General features: G+C 44.0%; 18 protein-coding genes. 3 read left to right on the plus strand and 15 right to left on the minus strand.

Features of this window, described 5'->3' with window-relative positions:
- Positions 1–449: 449 nt before the first annotated feature.
- Positions 450–1178 (minus strand): TVP38/TMEM64 family protein, encoded by a 729-nt coding sequence (locus QZ918_RS21340; RefSeq protein WP_293338200.1) that lies wholly within the window; start codon positions 1176–1178, stop codon positions 450–452.
- A gap of 412 nt (positions 1179–1590) precedes the next feature.
- Entirely contained in the window at positions 1591–2583 is a 993-nt protein-coding gene (gene arsS / locus QZ918_RS21345; RefSeq protein WP_293338202.1) for an arsenosugar biosynthesis radical SAM (seleno)protein ArsS, read from the minus strand.
- A 549-nt stretch (positions 2584–3132) separates the two neighbouring features.
- Here arsS and QZ918_RS21350 point away from each other — a divergent pair.
- Positions 3133–4344 carry a phosphate/phosphite/phosphonate ABC transporter substrate-binding protein gene (locus QZ918_RS21350; protein ID WP_293338204.1) on the plus strand — a complete coding sequence of 404 codons (1212 nt, stop codon included), beginning with the start codon at positions 3133–3135 and terminating at the stop codon, positions 4342–4344.
- Positions 4345–4790: 446 nt separating this feature from the next.
- Here QZ918_RS21350 and arsC read toward each other — a convergent pair whose 3' ends face one another.
- The 9 genes from arsC to QZ918_RS21395 all read right to left on the minus strand — a co-directional run bounded on the left by arsC (position 4791) and on the right by QZ918_RS21395 (position 10577).
- Complete coding sequence (gene arsC / locus QZ918_RS21355) at positions 4791–5186, minus strand: arsenate reductase, glutathione/glutaredoxin type (RefSeq protein ID WP_293338206.1); 396 nt, start codon at positions 5184–5186, stop codon at positions 4791–4793.
- A gap of 101 nt (positions 5187–5287) precedes the next feature.
- A complete protein-coding gene (gene arsH / locus QZ918_RS21360) occupies positions 5288–5941 on the minus strand; it encodes an arsenical resistance protein ArsH (RefSeq protein ID WP_293338208.1) in 654 nt (217 codons plus the stop codon).
- Between the two features lie 7 nt (positions 5942–5948).
- A complete protein-coding gene (locus QZ918_RS21365; protein ID WP_293338210.1) occupies positions 5949–6656 on the minus strand; it encodes an MIP/aquaporin family protein in 708 nt (235 codons plus the stop codon).
- A 170-nt stretch (positions 6657–6826) separates the two neighbouring features.
- Entirely contained in the window at positions 6827–7186 is a 360-nt protein-coding gene (locus QZ918_RS21370) for an ArsR/SmtB family transcription factor (protein ID WP_293338212.1), read from the minus strand.
- A 99-nt stretch (positions 7187–7285) separates the two neighbouring features.
- Positions 7286–7540: a hypothetical protein gene (locus QZ918_RS21375; protein ID WP_293142783.1), complete on the minus strand. Its 255-nt coding sequence runs from the start codon at positions 7538–7540 to the stop codon at positions 7286–7288.
- An 84-nt stretch (positions 7541–7624) separates the two neighbouring features.
- Complete coding sequence (locus tag QZ918_RS33155) at positions 7625–7825, minus strand: hypothetical protein (protein ID WP_367275402.1); 201 nt, start codon at positions 7823–7825, stop codon at positions 7625–7627.
- Between the two features lie 140 nt (positions 7826–7965).
- A complete protein-coding gene (locus QZ918_RS21385) occupies positions 7966–9171 on the minus strand; it encodes an RNA-guided endonuclease InsQ/TnpB family protein (RefSeq protein ID WP_293142779.1) in 1206 nt (401 codons plus the stop codon).
- Between the two features lie 130 nt (positions 9172–9301).
- Positions 9302–9493, minus strand: coding sequence for a hypothetical protein (locus QZ918_RS21390; RefSeq protein ID WP_293338214.1), 192 nt, complete (start codon positions 9491–9493; stop codon positions 9302–9304).
- Positions 9494–9902: 409 nt separating this feature from the next.
- Complete coding sequence (locus QZ918_RS21395; RefSeq protein ID WP_293338216.1) at positions 9903–10577, minus strand: HEAT repeat domain-containing protein; 675 nt, start codon at positions 10575–10577, stop codon at positions 9903–9905.
- Positions 10578–10949: 372 nt separating this feature from the next.
- On the opposite strand from QZ918_RS21395, the gene QZ918_RS21400 reads away from it, so the two are divergent.
- Together QZ918_RS21400 and QZ918_RS21405 are read left to right on the plus strand one after the other, a co-directional pair.
- Positions 10950–13409, plus strand: coding sequence for a CBS domain-containing protein (locus QZ918_RS21400; RefSeq protein WP_293338218.1), 2460 nt, complete (start codon positions 10950–10952; stop codon positions 13407–13409).
- Positions 13410–13485: 76 nt separating this feature from the next.
- A complete protein-coding gene (locus tag QZ918_RS21405; RefSeq protein WP_293338220.1) occupies positions 13486–13683 on the plus strand; it encodes a hypothetical protein in 198 nt (65 codons plus the stop codon).
- Here QZ918_RS21405 and QZ918_RS21410 read toward each other — a convergent pair.
- The 4 genes from QZ918_RS21410 to QZ918_RS21425 all read right to left on the minus strand — a co-directional run bounded on the left by QZ918_RS21410 (position 13663) and on the right by QZ918_RS21425 (position 18810).
- Positions 13663–16041 carry a GumC family protein gene (locus QZ918_RS21410; RefSeq protein ID WP_293338222.1) on the minus strand — a complete coding sequence of 793 codons (2379 nt, stop codon included), beginning with the start codon at positions 16039–16041 and terminating at the stop codon, positions 13663–13665. The two genes, QZ918_RS21405 and QZ918_RS21410, sit on opposite strands and share 21 nt — an antisense overlap.
- A 346-nt stretch (positions 16042–16387) precedes the next feature.
- Complete coding sequence (locus QZ918_RS21415; RefSeq protein ID WP_293338224.1) at positions 16388–16510, minus strand: hypothetical protein; 123 nt, start codon at positions 16508–16510, stop codon at positions 16388–16390.
- Between the two features lie 199 nt (positions 16511–16709).
- A complete protein-coding gene (locus QZ918_RS21420; protein WP_293142758.1) occupies positions 16710–16856 on the minus strand; it encodes a hypothetical protein in 147 nt (48 codons plus the stop codon).
- Positions 16857–17382: 526 nt separating this feature from the next.
- Positions 17383–18810, minus strand: a complete 1428-nt coding sequence (locus QZ918_RS21425) for an MFS transporter (RefSeq protein WP_293338226.1) — start codon at positions 18808–18810, stop codon at positions 17383–17385.
- Positions 18811–19051: the final 241 nt, after the last annotated feature.

Raw genomic sequence — 19051 nt, forward strand, 5'->3', positions numbered from 1 at the left:
CAATCAGGGGTTATACCACTTTTATTGTAGATTTTTGATTAAACAATTGAAAATGACTGATTAATCTTGGGATGAAGAACAGAGTTTACAGTGACGTTGTTTGAGAGAAATGGCATTACATTTCTGACTTCACAAATAAATTCCGATCGCGCGATAGCATTCGGTTTTAGCATCAACTTGATATTCAGACTTTCCCTTTGCTTACTTGATATTAGTGATTTAAGATATAGTGGTTGTCAATTTTCGTGAGGTACTTGTCAGTGATCTTACGAATTGCCAATCTGTGACCTGAATCACTTGAGAATTGCTATATCATTAATATCTATCTCGTTTTTATAACAAAATTCTTGTAAATAACACAGAGAAAATACGGAGTTTTTTAAATTAGCAATGTATTATAATGTAGGGTGAAATCTCTGTTGACAATTTGACAAATTTGCGGTATTGATTCAAGGAGAAATTTTTGCGTCCAAAGCTTTTTTGGCCAAGCGGGTTGCATAAACGGTGAGGGCGATCGTTGCTATTAAACCAATGCCGTACAAAGCCCACTCAGCAGTAGTGCGCGATCGCCCTGGCGATCCGATTGCAGCCAAACTACCAGCCAGGGAACCGATATAAACATACATCACGGTTCCGGGAATCATGCCGATCCAAGATGCGAAAAAATAGTCTCTGAGAGATACCTGCGTGACTCCCAAAGCATAGTTGAGCAAATTAAATGGAAAAATTGGCGACAGTCGCGTCAGCAGTACAATTTTCCATCCTTCAGAGGCAACTGCGGAGTCGATCGCCTGAAACTTGAGATTACCTGCTATCTGTTTGGAAACCCAATCGCGAGTTAAATACCTACCTGTTAAAAAAGCGCAAGTAGCACCCAAAACCGATCCGATGGAAACGCAAACCGTGCCGCCAAGAACTCCGAACAAAACGCCAGAACCGAGAGTTAGCAAGGAACCTGGGATAAATAAAACTGTTGCTATGATGTAAATTAGAATAAAAGCTGCGGGGCCCCAAGGGCCGAGATTGGCGATCGACTCCAGGGCATTTTTCAGAATTCCTTGAAAATTGAAAAACTTGGCCGCCACAATCAAAGCCACAGCTAAACCAATCCCTAAAAACAGTTTCCACTTATTTGATGGTGGTGGATTTTGTTCATCGGGCGATCGCAAATCATTCATTATCTAAACTCCTAAGTCTAAATTGCTTGCAGGGTCGTTTTATTATCGGAAAAATAAACCTAAAACTACCGAAATCATCGCTCAATTGTCGGCCCGCACTTGGGCCAAGGTACAAAGGTATAGCGGTTATCAGAAAGATTCGCGGACGTTGTTGGGCCCCGGCCTCCTGAGTTTATTGGTTTTGCAAGCTGTCTGTCATACCTCATCTTTTTGAGAAAGGCTATATGTAGGGTGCATCTGGCGCAAGGCAAATATGTTTGTAGGGGGGAAGCATGACCTCCGTGAATATAAGATTATAACTAATAACTTATATGCGGTCATGCTTCGCCCTCTTCACAAACCATATGTACCCGGTACGTAATTGCGTTTTTTGCGCTTTTTCCTGATATTAGCAAAGAGCGCTGAAGCGCAACTACATACCTATCAAGGTACCGCCGCAGCTAGAACCGCTACCCGCCGTACAGCCGTAACAATAAGCAGCAGTTTGCACCTCTTGAATTACATCTAAACTACCAGATTCTAGCAATTTAGCAACAGTTATCCTTTCCCCGCTGTCAGTTTTCGCGGGCAGATTTTCCATTTGGTTAAAATCGCAGTCGTAAACATTGCCCAAATAGTCGATCGACAATTCGTTCCGACACATTAAATGATCCAGAGTACCAAAATTAAAATTATTCTCCAAAAACTCCAGATAAGGCTTGTGCAGTTTTTTGTGTTCCAAATGAAACTTAGTCCGTCCCACAGGCAAATTAGTAATTGCGAACAAGTGATTAAAACCAATCCCAAAATGTTCGGCTAAATACACCTGATAATCTTGCTGTAACTTTCCCTGTTCCGCCGCCAGCGAAAACTTATCTGTGGTCGGCACCTGTGGATTGTACACTAAATCCAGAATTAAATTTGGGTTTTTTCCGTATCCCAACTGATTTAGCTTTTGCAGCGCCCGAATTGAACTGTCAAAAACACCGTTGCCGCGCATTTTGTCAACATTGTCAGCTTGGTAACAGGGAAGCGACGCCACAATTCTGAGTTGGTGTTGCGCGCAGTATTCGGGAATATCTTCAAAGCCTTTCTCAAAATAAATCGTCAAATTAGAACGAACAATAACCTCTTTACCTGCGGCCCTTGCAGCTTCCGCCAGCGGTTTAAAACCGTAAAGCATTTCGGGAGCACCGCCCGTGAGGTCAACAGTTTGAATTTGAGGAAAACGGCGAATGATTTCAATTAATTGTTCGCATATTTCCGGGGAAAGTTCTTCAGTTCGTGTTGGGCTAGCTTCTACGTGACAGTGAGTGCAAGCGAGGTTGCAGCGTTTCCCTAGATTAATTTGTAAAACTGCGATCGGCTTTTTAGTTAAAGCTGAGTTGAGTTTGTTTTTGAAAGGTGTGATTGCGGTCTGAATCATGTGCTAAATTTTTTAGTTTGCGATCGCAACGAAATTTAGAGGCATTCCGGGGAACGCCTCTGATAATTTAGCACTAATTCTGGGTAAGCGACAAATCCTCGGCGGTTAGAAACCGCGGCTACAAAAGCAAAGTCTGCCTCCGCAGACTGAAGACAAATTCTTGATTCTTCAACCCGCAAGCGAGTGGGTTTTGTTTCTGTAGTTGCGATTTCAGTAAAGATTCAGGTGAAAAATAGTTGACTGAGATCGGAGAAATATGGTAATATAGTCGGGTGATAAAAAAATAAGAGTTACCACCACTAAAAATAAAAGTATTTGAGCAGTTGAGCGGCGAGTAAAGGTATCTGGCGGTTCTCGCTCCATGTTTCGGTTTGAACAAACTGCTGATTTGTTATCTGTGATTCAGACTTGTCGGTTTCAAGCTAAAAGCGCAATGGCTTTTTTCCGTGATGCTCTATCTGCCCAAGATGAGTAACTTTTTCATGCCTTCTCTGATTCCCCAATCAAAGACCTGAATCCTTACGCCACCCCTAGCCAGGAGAACCCATCGTGTCTATCCTCTCAAACGATCGCTATAAAGTTATAAAATCCCTGATTGCTTCTGTTGTTTCTCTGGTTGTTTTAGGAGGAATCGCGATGCGATCGCTTCCCTACTTGTGGAAACCGAAAGTACAAGCGAAAGCCTTAACAATTGGAACGTTAAGCGATCCAAAATACAACGGCGACCTAGTAGATTATTTACAAAAAGAGTTGATTCCCAGTAATTTTATTGAGTTCTTTCTAGATAAAAAAATAGATTTGGCGATCGATGGTGACCAGAATCTAGCTTACCAAGAAGCTAAGAATCGAATAGCTAAGAAACAGTGGGATATTGCCTTTACCCTGTCTCCGATCATTTCTGTTGCTGCAAAAGATAATGGCTATAGGTTTGTCGCTTTAATGTTTACTGAAAAGCCGCCTTATTATCAGTCTGCATTGTACGTCAGAGCGGACAGCCCAATTCAATCTCTCAATGACATAACACCAAGCACCGTAATTGCCTTGGGCGGCTTCAACTCAGCATCGAGTTTTTATATGCCCGTTTACGATTTGTATGGAAAAACGCTAAAGGTAGATATGGGCCACCGAGGGCAGGAAATTCGGGAAATGGTGAGGACGAGAAAAGCCGATTTGGGTGCGGGGGCTTTAGGAGATACAGTCAAAAACGAGCCCGATATCCGCATCATCCACCTGAGTCGAGATATTCCGGGTTCAGGAGTATATCTCTCTCCGGAGCTTTCAGAATCAGACACAAAAACAATCCAAACAGTTTTGCTGAACGCCCCTAAAAACCTTCAAAAAAAAGCCAACTATGGCGCAGGTTTAGAACCAAAATATACGGCTTTTATGGAAATTATCCGAAGAACCGAAGAAGTTTTAGGGTGTTCTGATTTTAGTCAAAACCCCGTTAGTTTCTTTTGTGCAAATGCTTCGGGTACAGTTACCTCAAAAGTCATTAATACAGAGAGTGGGATCCGAGGTCGAGTCAATGGTTGGAAGCGCCCGAATGCTGAGACAGTTTGGTTAACTTTAATAGGAGAAGATAATCAAGTTTATCGGGTGGTAGTATCCCCACAAATTCTCAATCAAGTGCCGGGTGCTGCCAATGTGCTGGAACTCCAGAATAAAAAAATTAAAGTTATGGGGTTAGTCCCGAATAAAGGAGGTGATGGAATGTTGGAGTTAAATATTACAAATTCTGGGGAATTGCAAGTTTTATGAACAAAAACATAATCATACCGAAGGTAGATTGATAAATATATACATGCTCTAGGTATTTGAGCATAATATCTAGCAACATTGGGAATCTATACGATGTTATCAGTTTAACAGAATGGCTAGAATCTATCCGTTACGGGAATATCACTTGTACTTTAGTAGATTTGTAAGGATTCAGATCTAAAAACTTGCGGCTCCAACGCTTATCTGGCAAGGGTTTTATGGCAAAATAAAGGTTTTTGTTTTTCATGGCTGATTGTCAATAAAGGACGAAAATCTGCCTTTTTTAGTCCTTTATTGACAATAGAGATTGATTTAGCATCAAGCTCCATATCTAAAGTCTTTGCCCAGCAAGGAGTTATGTTACCTGAATCCTTACCAACTTCAATTGCCGGGTAATTCTAAAACTTACCTCATTTTCGGTTGCACTTAGATAGGTCGGAGAGGTCTTATTTGAGGCTTTCAACTAATTTTTCAACTCGTGCTTTAATTTCACCTCGCACGCGGTGAAAAGTTTCGATTGGTTGTCCGTCGGGATCGTCGAGTTGCCAATCTTCAAATACTTCTCGCAATACCCACGCTTCAGGTAAATTCACGCCGCAGCCGCACAGAGAAATTACTGCGTCATAGTCTTCGGCATTGAATTCGCTTAAGGCGTTAGATGTTTGATCGGTGATATCGATGCCGATTTCGGACATGACTTGAATTGCTGTCGGGTGAACTCTGCTTAATTCTAAACCGGAACTGGTGACGGCTATTTTGTCTTTGCCGAGGGTTTTAGCGAATCCTTCTGCGATTTGCGATCGACAGGAGTTTCTTTTGCACACGAACATTACTTTTTTCATGGTTTTTGTTGGTTGTAATATAAAATTTGTTCGTAGTGAGGACTTTAGTCCTCATAAAAAGCAGAGGACTAAAGTCCTCACTACGAACCCTAACGATCGCCTTAATTAACTTCCAGAGCGCGATTTGCGATCGCGATCGCCTCCTTGGCCGCTTGTTCCTTGCGTTCGCTGTGGCGATCGGTCAAATAGTCTGTGTGCTCGCGCAACAGCAGGGTAAACTTGTACAATTCCTCCATAACGTCGATCGCCCGATCGCGAAAAGGTGAATCCTTCATCGTCCCATCATCATGAAACTCCTGATAAGCCTTAGCAACCGAAGACTGATTGGGAATCGTAAACATCCGCATCCAGCGGCCCAAAATTCTCAAAGTATTCACAGCATTAAAAGACTGCGAACCGCCGCTAACCTGCATCACCGCCAAAGTCCGGCCTTGAGTCGGTCGAACGGCCCCAATACTTAAAGGAATCCAGTCAATTTGGTTTTTGATAATACCCGTAATATTGCCGTGCATTTCTGGACTCGACCAAACTTGACCCTCCGACCAAAGGCTCAATTCCCGCAACTCTTGAACCTTGGGATGCGTATCGGGAACGCTGCCATAAATCGGCAATTCCCGAGGATTGAAGAACCGAACTTCTGCACCGAAACCCTCAATAATTCGAGCCGATTCTTCGGCCAATAAACGGCTGTAAGAACGCTCTCGCAAAGAGCCGTATAAAAACAGGATTCTCGGTTTGTGCGTGAAATTTGCCATAATCCTTTCAATGAAAATCCCGAAACCCGTTAGATATTTGTCGGTAAACAGCGACGGCTAGCTGCGCGCCCCAAATTGGAGCAACCCAGTAAACCCAGTGGTGTTCCCAAATGCCACCAATTAAGGCCGGCCCGAGCGATCGCGCCGGATTCATGCTCGCTCCCGTAATTGGCCCCATAAATGCAGCTTCCAAGCCTACAGTCAAGCCAATTGCTATCCCCGCAAAACCGATATGAGCGCGCCTGTCAAGCCCCGAACCCAGAATGACAAACATCAGGATAAAAGTCAGAACTGTTTCTAAAATTAGAGACTGCAACCAATTACCGTTAAGAGGAATAGTTGCACCGAGATTTGCCACTTTTCCTAAGCTAATTAGTAGCAGTGTGGAAGCTGCGATCGCCCCCGCACACTGCGCCAAAATGTAAGGCAAAACTTTGTATTTTGGGAAAAAACCGCTCGCCCAAAATCCTAAGGTTACGGCTGGGTTAAAGTGGGCGCCGCTGATATGCCCGATCGCATAAATCATCGCGGCTACAACTGCACCAAATACAAAACTAATGCCCAAATGAGTGACAGCACCACCGCTAATTTTGTTCACCATCACCGCGCCGGTGCCTGCAAAAACTAGAATAAACGTGCCGAGGCATTCCGCGATCGCTTCTCGACTGCAATCTCGATTTTCGCCAAAAGCTAACTTCTTTGCTGCTGCACCCATCGCTCTCAACTCATTGGTTCCAAATCATCATATCAAAAAAAATTGATACGTCAAGTCTCAAGGTTCGTAGTGAGGACTTCAGTCCGCATTTGGAGAGGACTGAAGTCCTCACTACGAACCAATAGCGGTTACTTTAACGCAGATCTTGCTAATCAAGAAATATTGATATGTCAACCTGCATCGGAACAAGGGCGCGCCGGCAGCATCTGACTCAAGCGGCGGTACTCGGCGAGGTACTCTTCCAGGGCGAGAAACTGAGCTAAATTGAGGCTGTAGTAGATCCAGCGGCTTTCTTGGCGGCTGCGAACTAAAGCGGCTTCTTTTAGGGTTTTGAGGTGAAAAGAGAGTTTAGACTGAGGGACACAAAGCCGATCGCACAAGTCGCAAACGCACAACTCCTGTTGGCGCAGCAACTCCAGAATCTGAATCCGCAGGGGGTCAGAAAGAGCGTGAAAGCCAGCGGAGACCAATTTTTCGGAAATCTGCGGTGGTGGGAGGCGATCGGGCGTAGCCCTAGAATTTTTAAGCATCAATTATTTTGAAAAAATCCATACAAAACATCATACTTTCTCAAGCTTCATCCCAGAAAATAGTTGCATTTATGATTGAAATATCCTTCCGAGTAGATATTACTTCGGATTCTGTACCCGCGCCGGCACATCAGTCAATCCGGCTTTTTGCATCAGCGAAATCACGCCTACAGATAGAACCCCACCAATCACTACTCCGACAACTATCAGAATCAGAAATAATTTTTGGAGAGTTTTTTTAGTAGCTGGGTGGTACTGCCTCGGCAACTCTTCACCTCGATCGTCAAGTTGTTGCTCTAAGGGGTCTAGCGGATCGGATGGATTTGAGTTAAAAGGATTCGGTGCTTGATTCATGGCTAGTTATGGTTAAAGGATGTAAACAACTATTTTAACTTGCGATTTGCCATCACAGCTTACATCATACATTCAGAATTTTACTCAACACTCGATAAAATTTATTAAGATACCGAGGATTTTAGAAACATTATTGATAAAATATTCGTCGGTATCAATCTCGATCGCAATTCCTTCTAGCTTAAAGAATTTCCAGATACTCCCAGTTGTCACAACTCCATAAATTGTCTGAATGTTATTTTCTTGACGCTGGTTAAATATTTGTGCTGCGATTCTGCCATGCACTGCCCTAAGCCGGATAGAATGTTGTCGTTTTTTGCTTCAACCAAAGCGATGACTGGGGATTCAATGACTAGCTGTTCGGGCGATCGGCTAATTAGAAAATCGCAATAACCGCTCAAACCCCTAGCAGGGTCTACAGTAAATTACCCAGCACTGACCTGAGTACAGGTACAGTGTGGGCTTTCAATAGCCCTGAAATGATCTTGCACATTGCAAAATAATCTCGAACCTTCAGGCTTATTTACGAAAGCCCCAATAGCAGCAATATTTTTACTGCCGTTTAAGTCTGCATCACCTTTCCATCCACAATGACCACAAGCAAACTTTTTGCCGTTTCTATAAGATTCACCCTGTACGGGCTGAATATGATTGCATTTGTGGCACATTTGGCTAGTGTATCTAGGCTCAACAAACAAAATCTTTACGCTATGCTTTATGGCTTTGTAGATTAGGAATTGGCGCAACTGGAAAAACGCCCAGCTATTGCTAAGTCTTCGCTCTTTTTTCGAGCGTGGCTGCTGATTAGTCCGCTCCCTAATTCCAGTCAAATCTTCCAAAGCTATAACTTGTTTTTTGTGTTTCGCGCTGGTTACGATACGGTGACTGATGGTGTGATTTACCCAAGTCTGAAAGTGTTTTTCCTTGCCCGACAACCGTTTCAACAATTCTCGACATCTGCGCCGAGAACTGCGAGTGCCTTTCGCGGCTTTTCGCTGGATATTTGCTCTCAACTTGGCATAATGATTTCTAACTTTGGTAGTTTCTTTACCGCTAAATGTATCTCCATCGGAAGTAACTGCAATGTCAGTCCTACCCAAATCACAGCCCAAAACTCGATCGCTTGGTGGAGGCTCGACTGGCTGAGACTCAAGCTGAATGTTCAGATAGTAACTACCATCTTTCCGTTTGCACAAAGTAGCAGTCTTGGGTTTTTGACCTTTCAACAATCCAAGTTGGTAGTTTCCGATGGCCAGTGCAAACCGCTCCCTACCAACAATAGTAGTCAAACTTACCGTCCAATCTTTTTCCCTGAAAGAAAAGATACGAGCATCGTAAGTGACGCTAGTAGGAGCAAACTTGTTGACTGGCGAACCATCTTTTTTGGCTGTTTTTCTGTTACCAGAAACCCGTCTGATAGCATGGATTGCCAACTGCGCCGAAAGTCCAAACATATCTCTGACATCGTGATATATCAAGGATTGCATCGCCAATTCGTTTGTCAGAGTTGGCGATACAGTTTGATTCACATATTCGCAAGCATTCGCGAACGCCTGAAGTGTTGCATCAATTTTGATGGACTGCTCAGGCGTTACTTGGAGTTTGCAAGATACTGTCAGGACTTGTTTCATGGCATAATTCTATCACGCATTGAAGAAATTTTGTCTGCGTTTATAAATAATTTGTTCAGCTCTTAAGCCTCACGCGCATTCCTCCCGTCACTCAAGGTCGTACCGTGTTTGGTGCGGGACTCCTGCTGTTTTAGTTGAACTCTCTACCTGAAAATAAACTCATCCGTTCCGGCTGCCGTTTTTTGATTTCAACTAATATCGGCGCGACAATTAGCTCGGAGCGAGCTTTATCGGAATTAATTTCTAGTGCTAAAGGTAGATTGAATTGCAAAGTTTCTTGCAAAAAAATGCTGGGTTCTATTTCGGGGATGTCGGCAAACAAGCCAACCTCCTAGTAAAAGTTATGCCAAAATTTCTCTTAATTTGTTCGATGCTAAATTGACTGTACGGCATTTAACTCCCTCTTCCAACACAATCAAAAAACCTCTATAGCAATCCTAAATCATTTGTGAATTTCTTACTCCCTCCCCTTAATAAGGGGAGGGTTGGGGTGGGGTAAAAAACTTTACGACTCCTGCAAGGACTGCTCTCGCCCTCATTCACTCTCTTGTCTTGAAAAACATCTGCGTTTATCTGTGTTTATCTGCCCTGCATCTGCGGTTGTTCTATCAATCAAAGATTTAGGCAATTCAAGTCTAATAACTTGTTTAAAACATCGCAAACGGGTCAGGGCGGGTTTATCTGATTCTACTACTTTTACAGATTTTCGGTGAACCCGCCTCTAAAAAATTTTAGGCTTCTGCTTTCTCTAAGCGATTGAGAGAAAATGTTGCGGCCTCAGCTACTTGAGAATTTTTATCTTTTTCTAAGTATTTCAAAGCCGAAACACTCTTCACACTCGGCAAATTTCCCAAAGCTTCAGCCAGCCTCTGACGGATCAGCCAATCTTCTGACTGAGCAAAGTTGAGGATGCGATCGATCGCATCAATTGCCTTAATTTCGCCCAAAGCCGAAATCGCCGCCTGCTGGATCACCACTTGTTCGCAGTCGAGAGCTTTCAGCAGCACGTCGCGAGCCCGCGGATCTTTGAGATTTCCCAGAGAAACCGCCGCACTAAAGCGCACCAGCCATTCAGTATCTTCGTAAAAAGCGCGCACCAAAGCCTCAAAAGCTCTGATATCTTCCAGATAGCCCAAAGCGCCAGCAGCGTCAGCGCGAATCCCGTAGTCCGGGTCAGTTTCTAGCAATTTGACTAGAATGGGATAGCACTCTGCTGTCGGTTTGACTCCGAGAGCAAACACAGCCATCGATCGCACTTGCAAACTTTCGTCGTTCAACACCTTTTTAATCAAAGGTACAGCCGTTTCAGCCGACACGTTTCGTAAGTTAGCCAAAGCCACCATGCGATCGGCTGAGTTTTCGCTTTCTAACTTGGCTGCAATTTGCTCTAAGCTTAAAGTTGTCATTATCGGTAAATTTTGTAGTAAAACTTTACATTCTGCTTATTTTGATTATAGGGGAGTCTCAGGAAAAAAGCAGGGAGTAAAAACCGCCCCAAGATTAGCGATGAGTGAGATTGCTGATTAGTGAGATTATTAATCTAAAGCTCAGATTGCATGAAAATAATTAATTAGAAAGTCTATTATTTACAATTCAAGCACAGGCGAGATGTTTGGGCCGTTCCCTAAGGCAAAGCCTGCTCGTTGATACCGTTTTAACAAAATAATGAAACTGTAGGGAAGCTCCAAACCCTTATGCACTAAGCGATTACCAATCGACAATCAAAATTTGAAAATCGAAAATGGTATTACCCTTCCTCCGATCACCTGCAATTAACTATGCCCTTTTATCACCCGCCCTTTTACTCCTCAGCCTTAGAACAAGCGATCGACCGCTACCCCCTAACTGCCGGGCCAGAAACTTCCTTAGCAGTGGCGATCGCCCTGATGAGTCAGTTGCAAAACAGTTGTCCCCTAGTCAAAGGGCCTTTACCCTCAGACAAGGGGGCGATGAGCGAATCATCACCGCCGGACAAGGTGCGGGCCCGCTGCGTCCTCGTCGTGCAGAACCAGCAGACTATCACCACAGGCAACTTATCCGAAAACCCCAGTCGCGGGCTGTTAATCGGCATATTAACCCCCGCCGACTTGGTGAGGCTGATTGCTTCTGGCAAAATAAACAGCCTGCAAAAAGTAGCCCTGCACAAAATACCAATTGCCGAAGTCATGTCCCCGGTGTCGGTTTCCCTCACAGAATCAGACGATCAAGACGTGTTTACCGCTTTATCGTTATTTCGCCAGCACCGAATTCGCTATTTGCCGATTGTCAATCAATTCCGGCACTTGGTAGGAGTGCTGACGCGGGAAAGAATTCGTCAAGTATTGCAACCTTCCAACATTCTCAAATTGCGGCGAGTAGCAGAATTGATGACTACGCCAATTACAGCACCCCACACCGCCTCGCTGCTGAGCGTAAGCGAACTGATGTCAGAGCATCAAGTCAGTTGCGTAGTCATTACCAAAAACAAAGAATTAACAATGGAGAAGCCTAAAGAGGACTCTACCTCCGTTTTTCACTATTCCTTTCACCAACCTTTGGGAATTGTTACCGAATACGACATCGTGCAGGCACAGTATCTCGAACTAAATTTCGAGAAAACCCCAGCTCAAAAAGTCATGAGAACTCCCCTGCAATTTCTGGAACCTTCCGATTCCCTGTGGACGGCACACAAACAAATGCAGCAGCAACAAGTGCAGCGGTTGGTAGTGTGCGGCGGGCGCGGAGAACTGCTGGGAATTATTACTCAAACCAGCTTGCTCAGAGTTCTCGATCCGACCGAAATGTACCGAGTTGTCAAACAGTTGCAGCAGTCGGTTTATCAACTGCAATCGGAAAAATTGGAACTGCTGCAAAGCCGCAATGCTAAATTGGAACAGCAGGTGCGCGAACGGACTGCCAAACTCCACGAACAGGTGCAGCGCGATCGGCTGTTAACTCAAATTTCCTTCCGGATTCACCAATCCTTAAACCTCGAAGAAATTCTCAATGCCAGCGTCGATGAAGTCCGGCAAGTTTTGCAAGCCGACAGAGTAGCGATCGTGCGTTGGGAGTCGAGCAATTTTGGCATTTTTGTGGCAGAATCCGTTGCCCCCAAGTGGTCTTCTATCTTGGGAGAAATCATGCCAGACAATATTTGGCAGGAAGCTGCGTTTGCGATCGAACAGGAGATCTATGCCGTCCCAGACATCGACAAAGCTAGTTTGAGTGCCGAAAATTGTGCGCGGTTGCAGCAAGCGCAAATCAAAGCTTATTTAATTGTACCAATTTTGCAAGACGGCAATTTGTGGGGGATGATGTGCGTTCATCAGTGTTCCAAATCCCGGAAGTGGCAGGCTTCGGAATTGGATTTGCTGCTGCAACTGGCAACTCAAATCGCGATCGCCATTCAGCAAGCCCAACTCTACCAGCAAGTACAAAATCTCAATGCCGACCTCGAACGCCAAGTCCAAGAACGCACCACCCAATTGCAACAAAAAGTGCAGGAACTCCAGCATTTAAACGTTCTAAAAGATGAATTTCTCAGCACGGTTTCTCACGAATTGCGGACGCCTTTATCTAATATGAAAATGGCTATTCATATGCTGAGAATTTCTCCCACACCAGACCGACGCCAGATTTATTTAGAAATTTTAGAAACAGAATGTACTAGGGAAACCGATTTAATTAATGCTTTGCTCGATTTGCAGAGGCTCGAAGCAGCAACTTGTCCGATCGACCTCGAACCAGTAAACTTAGATGTGTGGCTGCCTACGATTATCGACCCGTTTTACACCCGAGCCCAGAACCGCCACCAGCATTTGCGAGTAGAGTTCGATCGCCACCTCCCCACGATCAGTTCCAACCGCGCTAGTTTGGGACGAATTTTAGCAGAACTCCTCAACAATGCCTGCAAGTATACTGCCAATGAGGGCGAAATCTCTTTAAAAGTTGAGTGCAAAAAGGGAGACGGGGAAAAAGCAGAAAGCGCGGAAAATTCCGCACAAGCAAGTGTTAGGGCTTCGGAAATTCAATTTACATTCAGCAATCAATCTTCCATTGCGATCGAAGAATTGCCTCGAATTTTCGATAAATTTTATCGAGTTCCCAATGCCGATCCCTGGAAACAAGGAGGTACAGGTTTGGGTTTAGCTTTGGTTCAAAAACTTGTGGAACAGTTACAGGGAAAAATTGAGGTTGAAAGCAGCAAGGGCTGGACTAATTTTACTGTCACATTTCCCACCAAGCCAGATGCGAATTAGTTCGCTACCAGCCGATTTTATATCTGAGATTGACTTGCAGCATTGAATCTGGGAACTTGAACAGGAGTCTAAAATTTTGGGGTGGGTCATCTTTTTTACTCTTATACCAACGGTCAACGGTCAACGGTCAACGGTCAACGGTCAACGGTCAACTGTCAACGGTCAACTGTCAACTAAGAGGGCAGGCACGCACCATCCACTGCCCCTACAACTGTCAACTGTCAACTGTCAACTGTCAACTGTCAACAGAATCTCATTCTTTTTTGGGAGCTAGTTTGTGGATGCCTGACGGTACTGGTGTCAAATTCAAATATTCATGTTTATCTTCCACGAGTGATGATGCTTTAGATATTTGATACTTCTTGCCTTTGGTAGGATTATTAGCCACGGTGCCCAAGCAGGGTATGCCAAAATTTTCTAATTGACTGAAAACAGTTTTGACTACAGAAGACTTCACCTGGCGAACTGATACAACCATGAGTATTCCATCTGTGCGCGCCGCTAAAAAATTCGCATCTTTACTGTCAACCAGCGGTGGGGTATCGTAGATAACTAGGTCAAATGTGGCGTGCAGTTCTTCCATTAAATACTGCATTTGAGATGAGGCAAGCCGTCTGGCAGTACCGGGGACAGGAATACCGGCTGTTAATACAAACAGATTATCTGCTAGGTGCGATCGCTGGATAATTTCATCCGGTTCATTTTTATTTTCTAGCAAGTTGCTCAATCCATTGACATTAGGCAGTTCCAACAGCCTGTGCAGGCTGGGCGAATGCAAGTTCGCGTCTACCAACAGCACTCGCTGACCCGCCAGCGCTGCCACGTGGGCTAGGTTTAAAGCAACGGTAGATTTGCCTTCGCCAACTGTAGCCGAACCAACTACCAAAGAGCTAATCGTTCGATTTGAAGAAAGAAAGCGGATATTAGTATAAAGAGAGTCAAAAGCTTCTATAAATTCCGAAGCATTTTTATGATTCCCCTGTTTGCCTTCAAGATAAGCATAGGCATTAGCAATAGAAGGCGGAAATTTTTTAGCATTTTTGTCACGAGGAATTACTCCCAATAAAGGCGCATCAAACGCATCTTTAATGTCATCAGCACAGTAGAAAATGTTGCGGATTTTTTCAATAAGAATAGCCGCTCCCAGACCTAACACGAGTCCTCCAAAAATTCCCATCACAAAGTTGTTTGTACTTTTCGAGGCAACTGGAATGAATTTGTTTGATTTGAGATCTTTTGGTATCTGGGGTTGAGAAATAATTTCCCAAGGTATTTGGCTTTGGGCTGCTTGGACGCGCAGAGTTTCCCGCTGAGTTAAAAGTTGCTGGCGGCTGGTGGAGGCTATGTCTAATTGCTGTTGCAGCTCGTTGTAGCGACGAGCTACAATCGGAAAATCTCTTAATTTTCGGGTCAACTCTTCTTTACTTTGGGCGATCGCCTGACTGCGAGCTTCTAAGACTTGAACTTGGTTCGCAGTATCCACCAATTGTTTGATCAAGCCTATGCGAATCGAGTTTTGAAAATTCTGAACTTTAGAATTGGCTTGAGAGCCTACCAAATTTTGCCCCAAAATGCGATCGGTTTGCTTGTTGAGCAAAGCTACTAAATTTGCCCGCTTGCGCTCTAAAGCTTCCACTATCGGGTTAGCAGATTTAAACCGAGCTGTTTCTACAGCAATCTGACCTTCTACTTCCTTAACCTTGGTCAGCAACTCTTTATATTGAGGTTCTTCACTTAAAGCTGAAGCCGCAATAGCTTCATTTGGTGTAAAATCTAATTGTTTTTGCAAATTAGCGTACAGCATTTTCTGTTCCTGAAGCAACCTTTGAGTTTCTAACTCTAAAGTTTCCATAGCGCGAACTTGCACGATCAATTGCCCGCCTTGTTCTTTAGGATCGGTAATTTTTTGCTGCTGCTGTATCATCTGTAACTCAGACTTCAGGTCATTTACACGCTTGTTGAGTGCCGGAAGCTGGTCTTCAATAAAATTAACACCTTGACCAAGGCGAGTCTTGCGTTCGTCAAGGCTGTACTTTAAATATTTCTTTTTAGTTTCTTCTAAAACAAACTGAACTAAGTTGGGATCTTGCCCCAGGAAACGAACTTCCAAAATTTTAGTTTGCGTCAACTCATTTTCTCCCATTCGCAACACGAGTAATCCTTTTTTAAGAAGTTCCTCGGTCATTTCTGGATATTTTTGTTGGACTTGTTTGGTAATAGCCGACAACATCTGAGGACTCTGGAGAATTTGAAGCTGAGTTGGATAGTCCAAACTAAAAAATTCTCGACTAGGCGCTCCACCCCCCTCACCGCGACTGGCGAGGGCAGATGCGTCGGTAAGTCTTGCCTCCGTTGTCACGGGTTCCACCAGTATCCGAAAATCGCCTTGATATGTTTTCTTGCCTCCCTTGACCTTGTAATAAACAGCACCGCCTGCTAGAGCTACAATCGCAATGATGACTAGGGCTTGTCGTTGAAAAGTCCTGAACAAGGGCTTTAGATTCAATGCTTTCTGGGGGGCGCCACCTAACTCTTCTCCCTCGTCAACGGGAAATTGCTGCACCTGTCTGCTCTGGTTGCTAATTGGTACGATATGAGCGTCCTGTTCTTTTTCCATGTTGACCTCTTTCATATTGTTTTGGTAAAATCAGCTTGGTTCTGCGAGCCTTCTGGTTGATGCTTTCACCCTTGACTTCAGGATATCACACGAAATTCTGGGTTGGTTGGTTCTGTTTCCTGCCAATAGTTCTCACTACTTTCACATAATATACAAAAATAACTAAATTCATATCTTGTACCGACTGCAAAAGTTATTTTACTAACTGAATAGAGAGTTGTCTCCAACTGTATTTCTGGTGGCTGTGTTCTGCTTGTATTCAGGGTTTATGGGTGACTCTACCTACTTTTTCGGATGTCGCTGAGCTTCTTCGCAGCTTCCGCACAACTTTACCAAAATTTTACAATTTTACAATTTTACGTCACACCTCGGTGGCCGATCGCCCTGGTATTGCCTTGTCATCTCTGCCATTTTTGCGATCGCCACCAATAGCAGCACTACCTGTTAACTTACCCACGAACCGATCGGCTAAAAAGTTTTGCATTTTATACGTAGATATAATTAACACCATTGGGCCGATTTGTGGAACGACAACTAATCCAATCAATTTCCGACAAAAATCTGTCTTTATCTTTTAATTGTCAACTTTTTTAAGATCTGGATCGCCTTTTAAGTTTATATAATTAAACTGCGATAACATCATATCGCCCACCGATCTATATAATGGGCAAACGACATAAAAATTAATATTTTGTTAATACAAAGTCGATCGACATTTGGAAAAACTCAAGGCTTCTGGGTTTTGCTACCGGGCGGATGGCGCTGGGCGATGTGATGTTTTGTCGCTGAAACATGGGGTTTCTGGGCTTTTCCACTCTTGCTAAAACCATCGCTATGATTCGCCATCCTATGAGAGCTATATCAATATTAGCCGGAAACCCGCAACGGGGTGTTTTTTGGGATTAACCGATGAAAGAGGTTTATAACACAATACGGTTTACTTAAGAACAATCTGACTTGCAAAAAATGCCTGTATTGCCTATAAAATAGCGCTCGGAAATTCGTCAAAAAGCGTTAAGTTAACCGTATTGGTTTATAACACGTTTTTCATTCAGTTGACAGTTGACTTGGGGCAGCACTTGACAAAGGAAGGAAGAGGATTAGATTAATGAATAGTCGGATTTTATTTTCTGCATACAAGGGTTCCGGCTTTCAACCAATTCTTTCGGGTAAGAGGATACAAATAGTTGGCAAGCAATCTGGTAATTGTTCTGGAATCTGAGCCGGATGAGCTTTTGACAAGTGTTATTTTGTGATACTCATTAGACTTGCATTGCATAAATATTCCCTTGATACAACAACCGCTCATTAACGCTGATTAGAGAGAGCACAAATGCAATTAAAGTCTATTGAATATTACAGATTATGTGCTTTCTTTTCTCGAAGTTTCAACAAAATCTCTGCGTGAACTTCGCGGGTAATCGGATAGAAATATGTAAGAATCATGCCGCAAATTAAAGCAATTGTGGGCAGCGGCCCGATCGCAACTCGAATCGCGAACAGGGCAGAATCCGGCTGTATAGGTGCAGCCTGTCCCTGAACAGTAGCGAGAAATCCAGCTTGTTCTAATGCTTGGCCTACCAACCACAAGCCGATCGCCAAACCAATTTTTTGCAGCAACACCATAAACGAATAGAACACGCCTTCGCGTCTTTCGCCTGTTTGGAGTTCGTCGAGTTCAATCACATCCGGTATCATCGACCAAGGTACAAGATAAGCAGTAGAAACTCCCACACCAGCCATAACTGCTAAGAGGTACATTTGAACTACCTGTCCGGGTTGCAGGAAAAACAGTCCGGCTTGGGCGATAATCCACAAACTCATGCCCATAAAATAAACAGCTTTTTTGCCATAGCGCTGGCTAACTCGACTCCAAACAGATAACATGGCGAGTGCGGTGCCTTGAACGGCGATCGCAGTTTGGGTAAAAGTTGCTGGCGGCAGATTCATCCAGTTGATGACAAAGTAAGGCAAAATCGAAGCAGTTAATTGCACTCCCAGCCAAGAACAGAGATAAATTCCAATTACGTACAAAAAAGGGCGATTGTTAAATGCAATCCGCAACTGTTCTCCTATCGGCAAAGAGGTTGAATTGTCTTCTGCGGGATTGTCTTGCAATTGAGAGAGGACGTGTTTTCGGGTTCCGAAAAAGCACCAATACAAAGGCAATACTGAAATTACTGTACAGATGGCGCCTAATATTAAGTATTTTTGGGTGTCATCTTTAACTAAGGCAAAGATAATTTGCGCGATAATTAATGACAAAATGCTGCCGCCGATCGAGAAAGTAAACCGGAAACTGTTAAGGCTAGTGCGTTCGTTGTAGTCTTGGGTTAATTCTGGGGTGAGGGCGGTGTAGGGTAGGTTGACGGCGGTGTAGGCGGTGTTAAACAATATGCCGATCGCCACATAGTACCAAAACAATATCGTAGGATCTTTGCTGGGAACAATCCACTGCAAAAAGAAGAAGATACCGAAAGGAATTGCGCCGTAAACCATCCAAGGATAGCGGCGGCCCCAGGGGTGAGAGGTGCGATCGCTCAAAACCCCCACAATCGGGTCATTTATCGCATCCCAAACCTTGCCAATTAGCAAAATGTTACTAGCAGTCCCCGCAGCCAAACCCGCCACGTTGGTAAAGAAAAACAGCAGGAAAAACACCAGAACATTCGCAGTAATTGCGGGGCCAAGGTCTCCCGCACCGTATGCTAATTTTGTGGAGAAACTGAGTTTTTTGGTTTCTGGGTTGTCGGCGGCCCTTTCAGGGGGGGAAGTGTTGCTCATAAACTTTTGTTTCGGGATTTTTGGGCGATGATTTCGGGATTTTTGGGCGATCGCAGTCTTTCCAATAGGAGTATAACTCGCGTTAAGCTGTAATACTAAGTTTTTTTTGGGCGATCGGGACTTTTCTGAAGATTTCGTAATTGGTAATTAGTAATTGGTAATTCAATAGTAGAGGCAGGTTTTACCAACAATCTTTAATTCCCACCAACAATCGAACTAAACCCGCCCGCACCAAGCGACA

Source organism: Microcoleus sp. CAWBG58, from assembly GCF_020883045.1.
Lineage (GTDB): Bacteria > Cyanobacteriota > Cyanobacteriia > Cyanobacteriales > Microcoleaceae > Microcoleus.